The sequence below is a fragment of the Flavobacterium sp. LS1R10 genome (assembly GCF_003968825.1).
Lineage (GTDB): Bacteria > Bacteroidota > Bacteroidia > Flavobacteriales > Flavobacteriaceae > Flavobacterium.
The window spans coordinates 687265-704418 of sequence record NZ_RYDH01000001.1; the positions used below are offsets into that span (position 1 = coordinate 687265).

The following is a 17154-nucleotide window of genomic DNA, read 5'->3' on the forward strand; positions in this document are numbered from 1 at the left end:
CCTCCCCAAAGTGGAGGGAGATAGGATGAAATTATTTTGTTTGTTATCCGAATTTGATAATCCACAAATGTTCTAGCCCTGATGGAAACGGCATCCTTTTTATAAGGTGATTTTTTTTCACCTTATAAAAAGATATAGTGTACAGCAGGAAATAGCTCCTGAAATAAATTCAGAATAAATCCTTCGAAAATCACTTTTTGAATTGGGACAATGCTTTTCTGGTAAAATCAGACAACACCAATTTACCCGAAATCGCGGCGCGTTCTATCAACAATGTATCCCAATGTTGCGTTCCTTCCCAGAAAACCTTTTTCATCTCCAATAAAGCTTCTGGATTGTAACCGGATAATTTACCAGTGAAATCAGCTATTGCGGCATCCAGTTCTGTTATGGTTTCAAAAGTATTAGCGTATAATCCTTTGGCTACCGCCCAATCAGTGGTTTTCCATTCATGGGCTGCGAGGGTCATTTCGGCCATTGCCGTTTTTCCGATTTTCTTCGAAACGACAGGTTCTATTACAAAGGGACCAATTCCGATGGCCAATTCTGATAGTTTTATTGATGCATTTTTTGTCGCCAATGCATAATCACAGGCGGAAGCAATTCCTACGCCTCCACCAACTGCTTTTCCATGAATGCGCCCGACGATAAGCTTGGAACATGAACGCATTGCATTGATCAAATGCGCAAATCCAGAAAAAAATTGTGTTCCTGCTTCTTCATTGGAAACAGCTAAAAGTTCATCAAAAGAAGCACCCGCACAAAAAGCACCCGAGCCTTCACTTTGTATAACTATCACCGAAACGGCTGGATCGGCACTTAAATTATTGAATTCAGTAGTGAGTCGATCTAACAATTCTCTCGGAAAAGAATTACTCGAAGGATGAGCAAATGTAACGGTTGCAATTTTATTATCAATAGTTGTGAAGAGCGAACCTATTGGGTTTTCTGATACCATAGTGGGGATTTTGATGTAAAGTTAAAAAAAGTAAAGGAGGATTTGACTTTTTTTCAAATAGAATGGATTTGTATTTTGAAATTTGCTTTTTGGGAAATTTATATGTTATATTTGCGAACTAGTTTGGGGGATTAGCTCATTTGGCTAGAGTGCTTGCCTGGCAGGCAAGAGGTGATCGGTTCGAATCCGATATTCTCCACAAAACAAAACCGTAAAATCTTTTAATTAAGAGTTTACGGTTTTTTATTTTTAGAAATTATCTGATTACTTTTTAAGACTGCTAAAAACTATTTTGGATATTCAATTTTTCCTACTTGTCGCATCACGCGTACAATTTTAGCTTTTCGCCTGTTGATATACGTGGAAGAACTAGTCGCCGAATATTTTCTTGGATTGGGTAATATCGCGGCTATTCCTGCAGCCTGGATTAGTGTTAAACTGGAAGCATCTTTTCGATACCAATGTTCGGTGGCTGCTTGAGCTCCATAGACACCATTTCCCATTTCGATACTGTTCAAGTAGACTTCCATAATGCGTTCCTTTCCCCAAATGATTTCAATCAGAAGAGTGAAATATGCTTCCAATCCTTTTCTCAAATAACTGCGGCCTTGCCAAAGAAATACGTTTTTGGCCGTTTGTTGTGATATTGTGCTTCCTCCTTTTATTCTTCGGCCTCGTTCATTGCTTTTATACGCTTTTTGCATGGCTACAAAATCAAAACCATTATGTTTCAGGAACGTTCCATCTTCACTGGCAATCACGGCTTTTTGAAGATTCATCGAGATGTTTTCAATAGGTTCCCAGTCGTGGCTGAAGAAAACTTCTTTTCCTGCAGTTTTATTTTCAATTGCACGAATCACCATTAATGGGGTAAACGGAACGGGTACAAATTTAAAAAATACCACAAAAAATAAAGAGAGTCCGATGAACCACAACAATATTTTGAATAAAAAACGAATTAGTTTGCTCATAAAAGAGGTTGTTTTTTTTTAATGGGTTGTTTTGATTTCCTGGGTGTTATTTTCGTTGCCATTATACTAAATCTGCTAATTCTGTTCCAATTAAACTCCCTATTGCCACTCCCATTCCACCCAATCGTACACCGCAATAGACATTGTCTGACAGTTGTGAAACGATAGGACTTTTGCTGTTACCAACACCCATAATGCCGCTCCAACGGTGTGCAATTTGGAAATCCTGATTCGGCAAAATTACTTCTTTTAATAATTGTTCCAATTTATTTTGGACAATTTCTGTTTGTCCAAATTCAGTTGTATTTTCCGTTTCAAAATCCAGATTTCTTCCTCCGCCCAGTAGTATTCTATCGCCAATATTCCTAAAATAATAATACCCTCTATCCAAGTGAAAAGTTCCTTTTATATTTAAGTTTTTGATAGGCTCCGTAATTAAAACTTGTGCTCTGGCCGGTTTAACCGCACCATTTGTCAATGTATTAGCAAAACCATTTGTTGCAAACAGTATTTTCTGGGTACTAAAACTAAAATCAGCAAGTGCCACTTCCACTTTATTACCGTTGTCGAAATAGGAGGTAACGGTTTGTTGATTCAGGATTAAAATATTTTTAGAAACCGCTTCTTTCAACAACGCCTGCATCATATTTCCGGTATCTATTTGTGCTTCAAACGGATTGAAAACTAAATATTCCTGTATCCCGCTAAACCCAAAACAGTTTACTTCCATGGCGAAAAAATCGGCTTTGAAAAGTGGTCTTAAGATTTCATTGATAAATGGTAATTTTCCAGCACATTCATTATAGCTACTTTCATCTGCTTTTAAAAACAACTCATATCCGCCGTACGGTTTAAAATCTATCGTGTCATTACCCAATCTTTTTCGCAACAACTGCAAGCCTTGCCACCGTTTTTGAACGAGATGAATGACTTCCTCTTCCGAGTGGGATTTTAAATCATCGATGATTTCTGAGAGACTTCCAAAACAAGCAAAACCGGCATTTTTAGTACTCGCGCCCTGCGGCAACATTCCTTTTTCCAACACTAGAATTTTGCTTTCAGGGAATCTTTCGCGCAAGCGTAATGCAGCATGTAAGCCCACAATACCGCTTCCTACGATGGTATAATTTACATCAGTAAACCAGTTTTTCAACTCCCAATAGCTCAAATCCATGTTTAAATATTTTTATAAAAATAATAATTTTTTGGAGCTAATACCGCTATCCGTTCTAAATAAATTCACTGAACTCCAATTAAAATAAAAGTAGTGTGAAGTAATCTTTTATTTTTTAAAGAAAAAAACAAAGGGATTTCCACTTTTATCGGGGCTAAAAAACAAGTATTAAAAACAAAAAAACATCAAATTAAATTGGCTAATTTTAGCATTCGAAAAAATAAATTATTAAAATGAACAAATTCCTATTTATACCTTTATTAATGATGAGTTTAAATGCTATGGCACAAAATGTAATGACTCCAGAACTGCTCTGGAAACTAGGAAGAGTAACCCCTTTAGGCATTTCCAAAGATGGAAAAAATGTAGTGTATAAAGTAACAACTCCTTCTGTTCAAGAAAATAAATCGGATACAAAATTCTACACTTTACCCGTAAATGGCGGAAATCCAACCGAAGTAAAAGATACCGCAGCCCTGTTAAAAGATAAAAACAGTTCTCCTGACGGGAAATATATCGTTTACAATGAAGAAGTAAAAATGGAGAACGTTCATGGAAAAGATTTTTATCCAGAATTAGTAAAATCAGATGTTCAAATCTATGACGGATTGAATTATCGTCATTGGGATACCTGGAATGAAGGCAAATACAACCATGTTTTTTATAAAGAAAACAAAGAAGGCGCCATGGGAATTGACATTCTGAAAGGCGAAAATTTCGACAGTCCACAAAAACCTTTTGGTGGTGATGAAGATTACATTTGGTCGCCAGACAGCAAAAGTATTCTGTACGTAAGCAAGAAAAAAGCAGGAACTGACTATGCTCTTTCTACCAACACCAATATCTATGAATACAACCTGAAAACTGGGAAAACCAGCAATAGAACGGAAGAAAACCTTGGATATGATACCGCTCCACAATTTTCTCCAACCGGAAATTTGACTTGGTTGCAAATGAAACGAGATGGGTATGAGGCAGATAAAAACGACCTGATAGTTAGTTTCAAAGGAATGAAAATGAACTTAACGGCCAATTGGGATGGAACAGTAGACAATTTCATCTGGAGTAGTGACGGGGAAAAAATATTTTTTGTTGCCCCTGTAGACGGAACAAAGCAGTTGTTTGAAGTTAATTTTCCTGGTCTGACCAATCCAGAAGCTTCGGGAGCAATTACCGTTCGCCAAGTCACCAATGGAGAATTTGATGTCAATGATTTAGTTGGGTTTTCCGGTGATAATATCATTGTAACGAGAACCGACATGAATCATGCGGCAGAACTTTTTTCTTATAATCTGAAGAAAAAGACTTGGAAACAACTGTCTAATGTCAATACTACAATTTATAATTCTTTGGCGCTAAGCAAAACCGAAAGAAGATATGTAACGACAACAGATGGCAAAAAAATGTTAGTTTGGGTGGTTCTTCCTCCTAATTTTGATGCTTCAAAAAAATACCCAACGCTTTTGTATTGTCAAGGCGGACCTCAATCTCCATTGACACAATTTTATTCCTTCCGATGGAATTTACAGCTGATGGCTGCCAACGGCTATATTGTTGTGGCTCCTAACCGTCGTGGAATGCAAGGTCATGGCGTGGAATGGAATGAGCAAATCAGCAAAGATTGGGGCGGACAAGTAATTGATGACTACCTGTCAGCGATTGATGCTATTGCTAAGGAAAAATATGTTGATGCCACTCGTTTAGGATGCGTTGGTGCCAGTTACGGTGGGTATTCTGTTTTCTATCTGGCCGGAATGCACAACAACCGATTCAAAACCTTCATTGCCCATGATGGTGTTTTTAACACCCAAAGCATGTTTGGGACTACCGAAGAAGTTTTCTTTAGCAATTGGGATTTTGGCGGTGCGTACTGGGAAAAAGACAATGCTGTAGCGCAAAAAACCTACACGACATTCAACCCAATGACTCTGGTAGAGAAATGGAACAAACCTATTTTAATTATTCAAGGCGGAAAAGATTTTCGTGTACCAATAGGACAAGGACAGGAAGCGTTCCAAGCAGCACAATTACGAGGAATAAAAAGTAGATTTTTGTATTTCCCGGAAGAAAATCACTGGGTACTGAAACCTCAAAATGCGCAGGTTTGGCAAGGTGAATTTTTCAAATGGCTCAAAGAAACCTTGTAGAAATCATTTTAAAAATAGGAAGCCTCACTTTTTCGTGGGGTTTTTTGTTTGTGTCAAAATATTTTGAATACCTTAACTTTAAATAATTTTGTAATTTTTATCTTTGAAAAATGAATAACAAAAAAAGTTATATTCCGATAAAAGTTTTCCTGAGTTATCTGGTTTTGGCGGTGCTTTTTGCCAGTGTGGGCTGGTTTTTATACTCCGAGAACAAGAATTTTTCAAAAACCGAAGAAAGAATTACCGAGGAAAGCAATACTATTTTACGGGTTAGCAACTTGCTCTCTGATACATATGAAACGGAAAATTTAGCTCGAATAGCCATTCAATCAGAATCAGAAAAAGATTTTAACAACTATATGAAGAAAAATATGCTGTTAAAAGCAGAAATTGATTCCTTGAAATTGTTTGTCTCCACACCACACCAAATCACTTTACTAGACAGTGTCAAGCAATTGCTATCTAAGAAAACGATAAATATTCAGCAACTTAAACTTATTAAAAATAAAACTGAAAATGAAGATGCGGTGGACGACGCGATTGGTGATTTGACTAAAATGGAGTCTTCCTTGCGGAAACTGGAATTAGAAGATTTTGTAAAAGATCCCGCCAGAATGGGAATTTATCAACGAAATGTCCTTCAGAAATATGTTGCCTACTTAAATCAAAACATTCCGGATGATAGTACCAATACGTTAAGTAAAAAAGCAACCGATTCTATTTTGACGGTTTCTAAAAATTTATTAAATGAGGTAAAAAGAGAAACATCCCGAAAGAAAAAATTATTGAATTTTGAGGAAAATAAATTATTGCAAAATGAACTTTCAATCTCTGACCAGCTAAGAAAAGTCCTTAACACTATAGAACGGGAAATTATAATAAACACCACAAAAAACTATTCGGATAGAGAGAATTCCTTAGCAAAAACGAATCAAATTGTAACCTCTGCGGCTATAATTGGATTATTGCTTACTTTGTTTTTTTTGATTATAATTCTAAATGATTACTCAAAAACCCAATCCTATAAGAAACAATTGGAGGAGGCAAATCTAAAATCCAAAAAATTACTTATTAGTCGGGAGCAACTCATTGCAACTGTAAGCCACGACCTGAAAACCCCTTTAAGCACGATTATTGGCTATACGGAATTATTGGGAAATTCCGATTTAAGCAGTAAACAATGCTATTACACCAAGAACATCAAAGGTTCCTCCGATTATATTTCACAATTGGTTCAGGATCTATTGGATTTTACTCAAATTGAAGCTGGGAAAATCACGATAGAAAAAATCCCGTTTTCGCTGTACGAGATGATTTATGAAGTGGCAAATAGCATTCAATCCGTTTATGCACAAAAACCAATTCAACTGATTGTTGAAATTGACCCTAATCTCGAAAAAAAAATCATTGGGGATCCTTTTCGTTTAAGACAAATAGTATCAAACCTTATTGGAAATGCGTTCAAGTTTACTGAAAAAGGATTCATAAAAATTAGTGTTGAAATCTACTTGGAAACACAATTGATAGCGATACAAATAGAAGATTCCGGGATTGGAATAGCAGAAAAAAACCAAGAACTCATTTTTGAGGAATTCATTCAAGCCGATAAGAATATAGAGAAAAAATATGGCGGGACAGGATTAGGACTTACCATTTCTAAAAAAATGACAGCGATTCTAGGCGGTGCTTTGCATTTGAAAAGTGAATTAGGAAAGGGAAGTTTGTTTACAATCCAAATCCCCTTACTTTTTGATGTCACGGTTTCCGAAAAACAGACTACTGCGAATCCGTCAAAAAAGCACTATACAGCCATACTGATAGATGACGATGAAAGCTTGTTGAAATTAACAACTGAAGTTTTAAAACAAAACCAATATATTGTATTCCCTTTTGCTAGTGCAAAAGAAGCTCTTGATGCGCTATCAAATATTACCTTTGATTTGATTATCACCGATATTCAAATGCCAGTTATGGACGGGTTTTTATTTTTGAAAGAACTCATAGATAATCCCAAATACGAGTATGAAAAACAACCTGTAATAGCGGTCACCGGAAGAAATGATTTAAATCTGAACAACTACACAACCGCAGGATTTACCACTGTAATCAGCAAGCCCTATTCTCCTAATATACTGCTAAAAACACTACAGTCTATTTTGAACAATGACGCAGTTCCCTTTGAAGCAATTCTAAAAAGCAAGCAAACAAAGGGGGAAAGGCCTTATTCATTAAAAGTCTTGAACGCTTTTTTATCTAATGATATAGTTGCTTTAAAAGAAGTGTTACTCTCATTTATAAAAAGTACGGCAGAGAATTTAGAAAATTTAGATCGGTCAGTTTCAAACATTGATTTTATGGAGATTAAGAATACAGCTCATAAAATGGGGCCCATGTTCAAGCAAATTAGCGCATCAGAAATCAGTGTTATTCTAGATGTATTAGAGCAAGAAGACTTAACACTTGAAGAGGTAAAAATGGCTTCAATTAATTTGAAGCTCAAAATAACAGTTCTTTTTGTCCTGTTAGAAAAGGAATTAAACTAATTGATATTGTATAATTTTAATTTATTGTACAGTGTTTTTCTGTTGATTTTCAATAATTTAGCAGCTTCTGTTTTGTTGTTATTGGTTTTAGCTAAAGCTTCCTGAATGATTTCTTTTTCGTTTTGAGACAAAGACAGATCAAAGGTGTCTAGGTTTTCATTTTGAAAAAATTCTGTGGGTAGTGCTGATTTTTCAATGAAATCTCCTTGTGACAAGAGCGTGGCCCTTTTGATGCAATTTTGAAGCTCACGCAGATTTCCCGGCCATCTGTAGTTTTGAAAAATTGTAACTACTTCAGCAGAAAGCCCAATGATTTTTTTGTTTAATTCCTGATTTGATTTTTCAAGAAAAAAATCAGAAAAGAGCATCAAATCTTCGTCACGATCTACCAAAGAGGGGGAATGTATAGAGAACTCATTTATTCTATGGTACAAATCCTCTCTGAATGTCCCATTTTTTACCGCTTCCCGTAAGTCTTCGTTTGTGGCTGTGATGATTCTGATGTCTACATCAATTTCTTTATTGCTTCCTACAGGCTTAATTTTTCTTTCTTGGAGTGCTCTCAATAGTTGGATTTGATTTTCATAGGAAAGATTCCCTATTTCGTCAAGAAATAATGTACCTCTGTTTGCTGCCTCGAAAAATCCAATTTTATCATTTATGGCTCCCGTAAAAGATCCTTTTACATGGCCAAAAAACTCACTTGCAGCTAATTCTTTTGGGATCGATCCACAGTCTACGGCAATGAAATTATTGTTTGTTCTGGAGCTGTTCTGGTGAATGCCTTTGGCAATAACTTCCTTTCCCGTTCCGCTTTCGCCGATGATTAAAACTGACATATTTGTTGGGCTGACGAGTTGGATATATTCTGCCAGTTTTTGAGATGCTTTTGAGATCCCCTTCACAAATTCACTAGTCGGTTTTTTATTTTTTTTATTGTCAGTTTTAGGTTCAGAAATTACTTTATCAGAATTAGTGTGCGTTTCCATTTGAAGAGAATTTTGAATAACCAATAAAACTTCTTCGGGATTGAATGGTTTAGAAATATAATCTGCCGCCCCATTTTTCATGGCTTTTACAGCAGTATTCACATCAGAATATCCCGTCATTAAGAGGACGGGAACATTAGGATGGGTACTCTTGATTTCTGACATAAGTTTAATTCCATCATAATTTGGAAGTCGTAAATCCGTAATGATGAGGTCAAATTCATTGTTTTTGATTTGAGATTTTGCTTCTTCAGCTGAAAATGTAGCCGTTACTTCATAATCGTTTTTTACCAGAAATTTTTCTAATAATTTACAAAAAGCAACATCATCTTCAATCAATAAAATTTTAGCCATTGTATTTTAACTTTATGGCTAAAATAAAGGTATTAAATTTGTATTTAGCTAATTTTTTGCAAAAAAAGAGAGACTGTTAAAACAATCTCTCTTTTTAAACAAAAACTCACCTAAATTATTTATTTATCCAGTTTCCTTCAGCATCCGCATAAACAGTAGCATTCTGGTCTCCAACTGTAATTTCTAGTTTGTATTCTTTATTTTTATTGATGTATGCTTTTCCCAGAATTGCTCCGGGATATGCTTTTTCCATAGCTGTTTTTATTGCTTGAGGAACTGCTTCTGCTTGTACTTCAGTATATTCCTCTTGTAGTAAAACCGATTGATTTTGTGGGTTTTGAACGGGAAGTATTGTTGCAAATGCGGACATGCTTCCTAAAATAATTGCTGCTGATAAAATTAACTTTTTCATAGTATTTTTTTTAAATTGTTATTGTTTTGATGCTTTATTTTTGAATCCATTTCCCAGTTTCATCTGCAAAAAGAATAACTTTTTTCGCTGCTGCAGTCACTTCTAATTTATACTCTTTGTTAGCATTTACGTGTGCTTTGTCCAGAACAGCGTCTGGATGTGCTGCTAGTAAAGCGGTTTTAATAGCATCCGGAACATTTTCTACTTGTACCTCTACATATTCCTCTTGAATGGATAGCGTTTGTACTAGTTCATTTGAAGTTGGAACTGTAGTGGCAAATGCTGTCATACTTCCTAAAATAATTGCTGCTGATAAAATTAACTTTTTCATAGTGTTTTTTTTTAAATTGTTATTGTTTTAATGCTTTATTTTTGAATCCATTTCCCAGTAGCATCTGCAAAAAGATTTCCTTTTTTGTCCCCAACAGTCACATCCAGTTTATATTCTTTATTTGCATTTGTATATGCTTTGTCTAGAATTGCATCTGGGTAAGCCGTTTTTAACGCTTTTGTTACAGCTTCCGGCACTTCTTCATTTTTCACTTCAATATATTCTTCTTGAATTGAGGCTGTTTTTGCTGGTGTAGTTGTTGTTTGAGCTGTAGTTGTATATGTTGAAAAACTCGCTATTACAATTGCTGCTGATACCATTAACTTTTTCATACTGTTTTATTTATAGATTATTATTGTTACTTATTATTGTTCAAGTAATTGAAATAATTGTACCAGAGTTATAAAGGAAGGCGCTGTGTCATTAAATATCTGTAATAGAGGTGTTTAATGAAATATGTTTTTTTTTAATAAGGAGAAATGTGGGTAAAACGTAGCGTGTTGTGGGTATAAATTACCCGCTTTGTTTTTTTGTAGTGGTTCTAAACAAAAAAACCTTGCATCGCTGCAAGGTTTTTTATTATAGATATGTAAATCTGCTATTCTGGGTCGTTCATTTTGAACGTATCCATAAAAGCGGTTGTGTAATCACCTGCAATATAGCGAGGATCATCCATCAACTGTCTGTGAAAAGGAATGGTAGTTTTTATTCCTTCAATCACAAATTCGTCTAAGGCTCTTCTCATTTTACTAATTGCTTCTTCACGAGTTTGTGCAGTAGTAATTAACTTTGCAATCATAGAATCGTAATTTGGCGGAATTGTATATCCTGAATAAACGTGAGTGTCTAAACGAACACCATGTCCACCGGGCATGTGAAGTGTTGTAATTTTTCCTGGAGAAGGACGGAAATCATTATAAGGATCTTCTGCATTAATTCTACATTCGATGGCGTGCAACTGTGGTAAATAATTTTTACCTGAAATAGATATTCCGGCAGCAACCATAATTTGTTCCCGAATTAAGTCGTAATCAATAACCTGTTCTGTAATAGGATGCTCCACTTGAATACGGGTATTCATTTCCATGAAATAAAAGTTACGGTTTTTATCCACCAAAAACTCAACCGTTCCAGCACCTTCATACTTAATATATTCGGCTGCTTTTACAGCTGCTTCCCCCATTTTCTGACGCAATTCATCGGTCATAAACGGTGATGGAGTTTCCTCGGTCAATTTTTGGTGACGTCTTTGAACAGAACAATCTCTTTCTGAAAGATGACAGGCTTTTCCGTATGCATCTCCTACAACTTGAATTTCAATATGACGAGGTTCTTCGATTAATTTCTCCAAATACATTCCGTCATTTCCAAAAGCTGCGGCTGATTCCTGACGGGCATCTTCCCAGGCTTTCAACAAATCTTCTTCTTTCCAAACTGCTCTCATCCCTTTTCCACCACCACCGGCAGTAGCTTTAAGCATTACGGGAAAGCCAAAATCTCTTGAAAGCTGTAGCGCTTGTTCATAGGATTCTAAAATCCCAACTGAACCCGGAACACAAGGAACACCCGCTTCTATCATAGTCGATTTTGCAGAAGCTTTATCTCCCATTCTATCAATCATTTCTGGAGAAGCTCCAATGAATTTGATTCCATGTTCTTGACAAATTTTAGAAAACTTAGAGTTTTCAGAAAGGAATCCATATCCTGGATGTATTGCATCTGCATTTGTAATTTCTGCGGCGGCAATTATATTTGACATTTTCAAATAGGACAAGTTGCTTGGAGGTGGTCCTATGCAAACGGCTTCGTCAGCAAACCTTACATGTAAACTTTCGGCATCTGCAGTAGAATACACCGCTACTGTTTTGATCCCCATTTCCTTGCAAGTTCTAATTACGCGTAACGCAATTTCTCCTCTATTTGCAATTAATATTTTTTTAAACATCTTGTTTTGCAATTTTAAATGTTGAATTTTAAATTTTAAATTATTTCAAATAATGAAAAAGCATCATTCAAAATTTATAATTTATAATTTCTTATGATGGATCTACTAAGAATAAAGGTTGGTCAAATTCAACTGGCGACATATCGTCAACCAATATTTTTACGATTTTACCAGAAACTTCAGATTCAATTTCGTTAAATAACTTCATAGCTTCTATTACGCAAAGAACATCTCCTTTAGCGATGCTTTTACCTACTTCAACAAACATCGGTTTATCCGGAGATGGTTTTCTATAAAAAGTTCCAATAATTGGAGATTTTATAGTGATGAAATGAGCGTTTTCTATCGCAGGTACTGCCGGAACAACTGCAACGGGAGCCACTTGTTGTGGAGCTAATGGTTGCTGAAGCACTCCTTGAGCGGGCATTTGCTGTACATAAGTAGTCTCAGTGACATTTCCTTCTAAGGTTGTTCTGATGGTGATTTTCACGTCATCCATCTCTAGTTTAACTTCTGCAACTCCTGAATTTGCGACAAACTTGATTAGATTTTGAATTTCTTTTAAATCCATAATTATTTGTTTTTAGTTTAAATTTATTTTTTGTCGTATGCCCATTTTAGATAAATAGATCCCCAAGTGAATCCACCTCCAAAAGCAGCCAAAATTATCGTATCTCCTTTTTTGAACTGATGTTCAAAATCACTAAGCACTAATGGTAAAGTGGCAGAAGTTGTATTTCCGTACTTTTCGATATTCATTAATACTTTAGATTCTTCTAAATTCATTCTGTTGGCTGTCGCATCAATTATACGTTTATTGGCTTGATGAGGAACCAGCCAATCGACATCTTCATTTGTCAGATTATTTCTTTTCAAAATTAATTCGCTTGAATCTGCCATATTGGTTACGGCGTATTTAAACACTGTTTTCCCGTCTTGAATAATGTTGTGTTTGTTGTCTCTTACCGTTTCAAAAGAGGCAGGGTTAAGTGATCCGCCGGCATCAATTTTAAGAAAATCTCTGCCAATTCCATCACTGCGCAAGTATTCATCCTGCAATCCTAATCCTTCATAGTTAGGTTCAAAGAGTACTGCACCAGCACCATCTCCAAAAATAATACAAGTAGATCGGTCTTTATAATCCACGATAGAAGACATTTTATCAGCACCAATTAAGAGTACTTTTTTATACCTTCCGGATTGAATATAAGCAGCAGCTGTTGACATCCCAAACAAAAAACTGGAACAAGCAGCCTGCAAATCATAAGCAAAAGCATTTGTGGCTCCAATTTGGGTTGCTACATATACGCCTGTTGACGCTACTGGCATGTCGGGCGTTGCGGTTGCCATAATTAGTAGATCGATCTCTAAAGGGTCAATGTTCGCTTTGGCCAATAAATCCTGCGCGGCTTTTATGGCCAAAAAAGAAGTTCCCTTGTCCTTGTCTTTAAGGATTCTTCTTTCTTTTATTCCTGTACGAGAGGTGATCCATTCGTCATTGGTGTCGACCATGGCTTCAAGAGCTTTGTTCGTTAGTACAAAGTCTGGAACATAGGCTCCAACAGCGGTTATTGCGGCTGTGATTGTATTCATTGTATGCGTTTATTTCTAGTCAAATGGTACCATTTGAAAATTTTTAAAAGACTTGAAAATTACAAAAAAAATTCCATTCTCTTTGAATTAGAACTTCTTATTTAACGAAAATTACAAACAACAAAAAAACTCTCACGATGTGAGAGTTCGAATATCATTTACAAAAAATGTATTATGCAACAGCTACAGATTTATCTATAACAACTTGCCCTCTGTAGTACATTTTACCTTCATGCCAATACGCTCTGTGGTATAAATGTGCTTCTCCAGTAATTGGACAAGTAGCAATCTGTGCTACAGTAGCTTTGTAATGTGTTCTTCTTTTATCTCTTCTTGTTTTGGAGATTTTTCTCTTAGGATGTGCCATTTTACTATATTATTTATCCGTTAATAGTTGCTTTAACTTGTCCCAACGCGGGTCAATATTTTCTTCTTCTTTATTTTCTTCTTTTTCTTCCTTTATCGTCAATTCATTGAGTTTTGTCAAGGCTTCAGTCTTTAAACTTCCATCTTGTATGCCCGGATGAACGCGTCTTAAAGGGACTGACAGCACAATCATTTCATAGATATATTGTGCAATATTTATTTCAAACTCTCCGTGGGGCAAAATCAATAATTCGTCGTTGTCATTATTGTAAACCTCATCAAAACGAACGATTAATTTCATTTCGCCCTCAATTGGCAGATCAAAATCTTCGCTGGTAAGATCACATGGCACATTTACAGCCCCTTTGTGATTAAAACGCAACTCTAACAGTGTGCTTTTTTTCTCTAAAACTACATTTACTTTGATCTTTGAATCTTGATATTCATCATAATCAAAGATTTCAAAGAACGCATTACTGATTTGATACTCAAAATGATGTTTCCCTAGCTTTAATCCTATAAAAGGAATTAAATATTCTTTTGTGTTCTTCATTTCAACAACAATTTTCCCTTAAACTTCGGGAGTGCAAAGATATAAAATTATTGCAAATCTAATAATGTTATTCACTTTTTTTTGTTCACAACTGCTTTTCTTTTGTTTTCAATGGTTTTTTGCTAATTTCTGCATATTGATTTCTGGAATGATAAATGTCTATTGCCAGATATACAGCCTCTTTGAAGGAGTTAAAATCAGCTATTCCCTTGCCTGCTATATCATAAGCGGTGCCGTGATCTGGTGAGGTTCTTATTTTATGCAAGCCTGCAGTATAATTTACTCCTTTTCCAAAAGATAATGTTTTGAAAGGAATCAATCCTTGATCGTGGTAGGTTGCTATAACGGCATCGTATTTCTCGTATTGATTACTGCCAAAGAAACCATCTGCAGCAAATGGACCAAATACTAAGATCCCTTTGTCGAACATTTTTTTTAATGTAGGTTTTATAATCAAGTCATCCTCTGTCCCTATGACTCCGCCATCTCCACAATGCGGGTTTAAACCTAAAACTGCTATTTTGGGTTTATTAATGCCAAAATCTTTGATCAAAGTCTGTCTGACCGTTTCGATTTTTCGCACAATCAATTCTTCCGTTAGCTGTGAGGCGACTTCACTAAGCGGAATATGATCTGTCAGCAATCCTATTCTCAAATTATCCTGAACCATCAACATCAAGGCATTGCCTTCTAGTTCTTGGTCTAGGTAATCCGTATGGCCCGGAAACTTAAAATCGTCTGATTGTATATTGAATTTATTTATTGGTGCTGTTACCAGAACGTCTATAACACCTTCTTTGAGTGCTTTCGTCGCTGCAATAAATGATTTTATAGCATATTCCCCTGCCTTAGAATCATCCTTGCCAAGATTTAAATCCACACCTTCTTTCCAGAGGTTTAATACATTGATTTTGCCTAATACGATTTGATCTAATTTGTCGATCCCGTGGAGCAAAGATGTTGATTGAAAACTTTTTTTAACAAAAGACAACAACTTGACATTAGCAAAGATAACTGGAGTGCACAACTCTAACATGCGAGAATCCTCAAATGTTTTTAAAACAACTTCGCTTCCAATACCGTTTAAATCTCCAATAGAAATTCCGACAATTATATTTTCTGCTTTTTTCATAATGACATACCGTTATTTATTGCTAATTTTGAAGTGCAAATTTAGTAAAAAAAACAAGAAATGTTTACAGGAATCATAGAAACCCTTGGTATCATCCAAGAAATAAAAAAAGAAAAAAATAACGTTCATATTACCATAAATGCATCAATTACCACTGAACTTAAGATAGATCAAAGCGTGGCACATAACGGGGTCTGTCTTACGGTTGTTGCTATCAACGACACTTTTTATACCGTAACCGCAATAGACGAAACTATAAAAAAAACAAATTTATCGGATTGGAAAGTTGGAGACAGTATCAATCTGGAAAGAGCAATGAAGCTGGGAGATAGGCTGGACGGACATATTGTTCAGGGGCATGTAGACCAAACGGGCACCTGCATCACTGCCGAGCAGACCAACGGCAGCTGGCTTTACACTTTTGAATATGAGGAAAATTGGAACAACATTACCATTGAGAAAGGATCCATTACGGTAAACGGCGTCAGCTTAACGGTTGTGAACTCAAAGAAAAATCAGTTTAGTGTCGCCATTATTCCTTATACATACGAACATACTAATTTTAAAACTTTTGAAGTTGGCACAAAAATAAATCTTGAATTTGATGTCATTGGTAAATACGTGACTAGGCTTTACAAAACCCAATAATACAAAACACTCTTTATTTAAGGTTTTTTTTTACACTGTTATATATCAGCATTGTGCCAAAAATCAACGAGACTATAATTGCGATATAAATGTATTCATCTATAGGAACCGCAGTAGGGGGCTCCGGAGGAGGAGGAGGAGGAGTCTGAGCAATTGTGCTATTCGCAAAGGCAAAAAAGAAAACGATTAAAAAAATAAATTTATTTGTTCCAATCTTCATAAATAGCACAATTAATGATACAAAATATTTATTAAATCTAAAATGTGCTTTATTATCATTTCTAATTTGTGATGCATTTTTTTAGCTTCGGTTTTAAAAAAAAGCCTTCAAAATAATTTTGAAGGCTTTTAAACTTAAACTGTGGTCCCACCTGGGCTCGAACCAGGGACCACCTGATTATGAGTCAGGTGCTCTAACCAGCTGAGCTATAGGACCGGTTAAGAGTGTGCAATATTACTACTATTTTTCATGTACTCCAAATATTTTGACTTAGATTTCAATAATATTTCAATGATTCATTGCTTTCAAGCAGAAACTTGCTGAATAGTAGAATACTAAATGAATTATCCTGAAAACACTTATTTTATTTCCTGACACAACTCAATCAAAACGCCATTCGTACTTTTTGGATGCAAAAAGACAACTAACTTGTTATCAGCCCCTTTTTTAGGAATTTCATTTAATACAATAAAACCTTCTTTTTTTAAACGCGCAATTTCTAAAACTATATCTTCTACGTCAAAGGCAATGTGGTGTATGCCTTCTCCCTTTTTTTCAAGAAACTTAGCAATAGGACTTTCTGGATTGGTAGCCGCTAAGAGCTCAATTTTGTTCGGCCCATTCATAAAAAAAGAAGTTGTTACTCCTTCACTTTCCACCGCCTCGAATTTGTAGGCCGGAGCTCCAAAAAGCTTTTCAAAAACTTTATTAGAAACTTCTAAATTCTTAACTGCAATCCCAATGTGTTCTATTTTCCTCATTATTTATGTTTTGAGCGCAACGCTACTTTAGTTGAAAAACTCTACTACCACTGCGAA

General features: G+C 35.6%; 17 protein-coding genes and 2 tRNA genes. 4 read left to right on the forward strand and 15 right to left on the reverse strand.

The genetic code is table 11. The features are described 5' to 3' along the window. Positions 1-190: 190 nt before the first annotated feature. On the reverse strand, positions 191-958 hold the full coding sequence (locus EKL96_RS03075) for an enoyl-CoA hydratase/isomerase family protein (RefSeq protein ID WP_126458038.1): 768 nt from the start codon (positions 956-958) through the stop codon (positions 191-193). Between the two features lie 125 nt (positions 959-1083). On the opposite strand from EKL96_RS03075, the gene EKL96_RS03080 reads away from it, so the two are divergent. Beyond that, positions 1084-1157, forward strand: a tRNA-Ala gene (locus EKL96_RS03080). A gap of 88 nt (positions 1158-1245) precedes the next feature. On the opposite strand, the gene mtgA is transcribed toward EKL96_RS03080, so the two are convergent. Both mtgA and EKL96_RS03090 read right to left on the reverse strand, forming a co-directional pair. Then, positions 1246-1929, reverse strand: coding sequence for a monofunctional biosynthetic peptidoglycan transglycosylase (gene mtgA, locus EKL96_RS03085; protein ID WP_126458041.1), 684 nt, complete (start codon positions 1927-1929; stop codon positions 1246-1248). A gap of 61 nt (positions 1930-1990) precedes the next feature. Further along, complete coding sequence (locus tag EKL96_RS03090; protein ID WP_126458044.1) at positions 1991-3103, reverse strand: NAD(P)/FAD-dependent oxidoreductase; 1113 nt, start codon at positions 3101-3103, stop codon at positions 1991-1993. A 233-nt stretch (positions 3104-3336) separates the two neighbouring features. Here EKL96_RS03090 and EKL96_RS03095 point away from each other — a divergent pair, with 233 nt between their 5' ends. Both EKL96_RS03095 and EKL96_RS03100 read left to right on the forward strand, forming a co-directional pair. Continuing rightward, a complete protein-coding gene (locus EKL96_RS03095) occupies positions 3337-5250 on the forward strand; it encodes an alpha/beta hydrolase family protein (RefSeq protein WP_126458047.1) in 1914 nt (637 codons plus the stop codon). Positions 5251-5360: 110 nt separating this feature from the next. After that, a complete protein-coding gene (locus EKL96_RS03100) occupies positions 5361-7793 on the forward strand; it encodes a hybrid sensor histidine kinase/response regulator (protein WP_126458050.1) in 2433 nt (810 codons plus the stop codon). Here EKL96_RS03100 and EKL96_RS03105 read toward each other — a convergent pair. From EKL96_RS03105 to pdxA, 10 genes are all read right to left on the reverse strand, one after another. Further along, complete coding sequence (locus EKL96_RS03105) at positions 7790-9136, reverse strand: sigma-54-dependent transcriptional regulator (RefSeq protein ID WP_126458053.1); 1347 nt, start codon at positions 9134-9136, stop codon at positions 7790-7792. The two genes, EKL96_RS03100 and EKL96_RS03105, sit on opposite strands and share 4 nt — an antisense overlap. Before the next feature lie 115 nt (positions 9137-9251). Continuing rightward, on the reverse strand, positions 9252-9548 hold the full coding sequence (locus EKL96_RS03110) for a hypothetical protein (RefSeq protein WP_126451975.1): 297 nt from the start codon (positions 9546-9548) through the stop codon (positions 9252-9254). Between the two features lie 34 nt (positions 9549-9582). Next, a complete protein-coding gene (locus tag EKL96_RS03115) occupies positions 9583-9879 on the reverse strand; it encodes a hypothetical protein (RefSeq protein ID WP_126458056.1) in 297 nt (98 codons plus the stop codon). 35 nt (positions 9880-9914) lie between these two features. Continuing rightward, complete coding sequence (locus tag EKL96_RS03120; protein WP_126458059.1) at positions 9915-10211, reverse strand: hypothetical protein; 297 nt, start codon at positions 10209-10211, stop codon at positions 9915-9917. Positions 10212-10477: 266 nt separating this feature from the next. Next, the gene (accC, locus tag EKL96_RS03125) at positions 10478-11824 is read right to left on the reverse strand and encodes an acetyl-CoA carboxylase biotin carboxylase subunit (RefSeq protein WP_126458062.1); all 1347 of its coding nucleotides are present in this window, start codon (positions 11822-11824) and stop codon (positions 10478-10480) included. Positions 11825-11915: 91 nt separating this feature from the next. After that, a complete protein-coding gene (gene accB, locus EKL96_RS03130) occupies positions 11916-12395 on the reverse strand; it encodes an acetyl-CoA carboxylase biotin carboxyl carrier protein (RefSeq protein WP_126458065.1) in 480 nt (159 codons plus the stop codon). 23 nt (positions 12396-12418) lie between these two features. Beyond that, on the reverse strand, positions 12419-13417 hold the full coding sequence (locus tag EKL96_RS03135) for a beta-ketoacyl-ACP synthase III (protein WP_126451979.1): 999 nt from the start codon (positions 13415-13417) through the stop codon (positions 12419-12421). Positions 13418-13589: 172 nt separating this feature from the next. Next, positions 13590-13784: a 50S ribosomal protein L32 gene (gene rpmF / locus EKL96_RS03140; RefSeq protein ID WP_007137315.1), complete on the reverse strand. Its 195-nt coding sequence runs from the start codon at positions 13782-13784 to the stop codon at positions 13590-13592. A gap of 9 nt (positions 13785-13793) precedes the next feature. After that, the gene (locus EKL96_RS03145) at positions 13794-14336 is read right to left on the reverse strand and encodes a YceD family protein (RefSeq protein WP_126458068.1); all 543 of its coding nucleotides are present in this window, start codon (positions 14334-14336) and stop codon (positions 13794-13796) included. Positions 14337-14421: 85 nt separating this feature from the next. After that, positions 14422-15471 carry a 4-hydroxythreonine-4-phosphate dehydrogenase PdxA gene (pdxA, locus tag EKL96_RS03150; protein ID WP_126458071.1) on the reverse strand — a complete coding sequence of 350 codons (1050 nt, stop codon included), beginning with the start codon at positions 15469-15471 and terminating at the stop codon, positions 14422-14424. A 57-nt stretch (positions 15472-15528) separates the two neighbouring features. Here pdxA and EKL96_RS03155 point away from each other — a divergent pair, with 57 nt between their 5' ends. Next, complete coding sequence (locus EKL96_RS03155; protein ID WP_126458074.1) at positions 15529-16116, forward strand: riboflavin synthase; 588 nt, start codon at positions 15529-15531, stop codon at positions 16114-16116. Positions 16117-16478: 362 nt separating this feature from the next. Here the strand turns inward: EKL96_RS03155 and EKL96_RS03160 are convergent. Both EKL96_RS03160 and mce read right to left on the reverse strand, forming a co-directional pair. After that, positions 16479-16552, reverse strand: a tRNA-Ile gene (locus EKL96_RS03160). Positions 16553-16695: 143 nt separating this feature from the next. After that, the gene (mce, locus tag EKL96_RS03165) at positions 16696-17097 is read right to left on the reverse strand and encodes a methylmalonyl-CoA epimerase (RefSeq protein WP_126458077.1); all 402 of its coding nucleotides are present in this window, start codon (positions 17095-17097) and stop codon (positions 16696-16698) included. Positions 17098-17154: the final 57 nt, after the last annotated feature.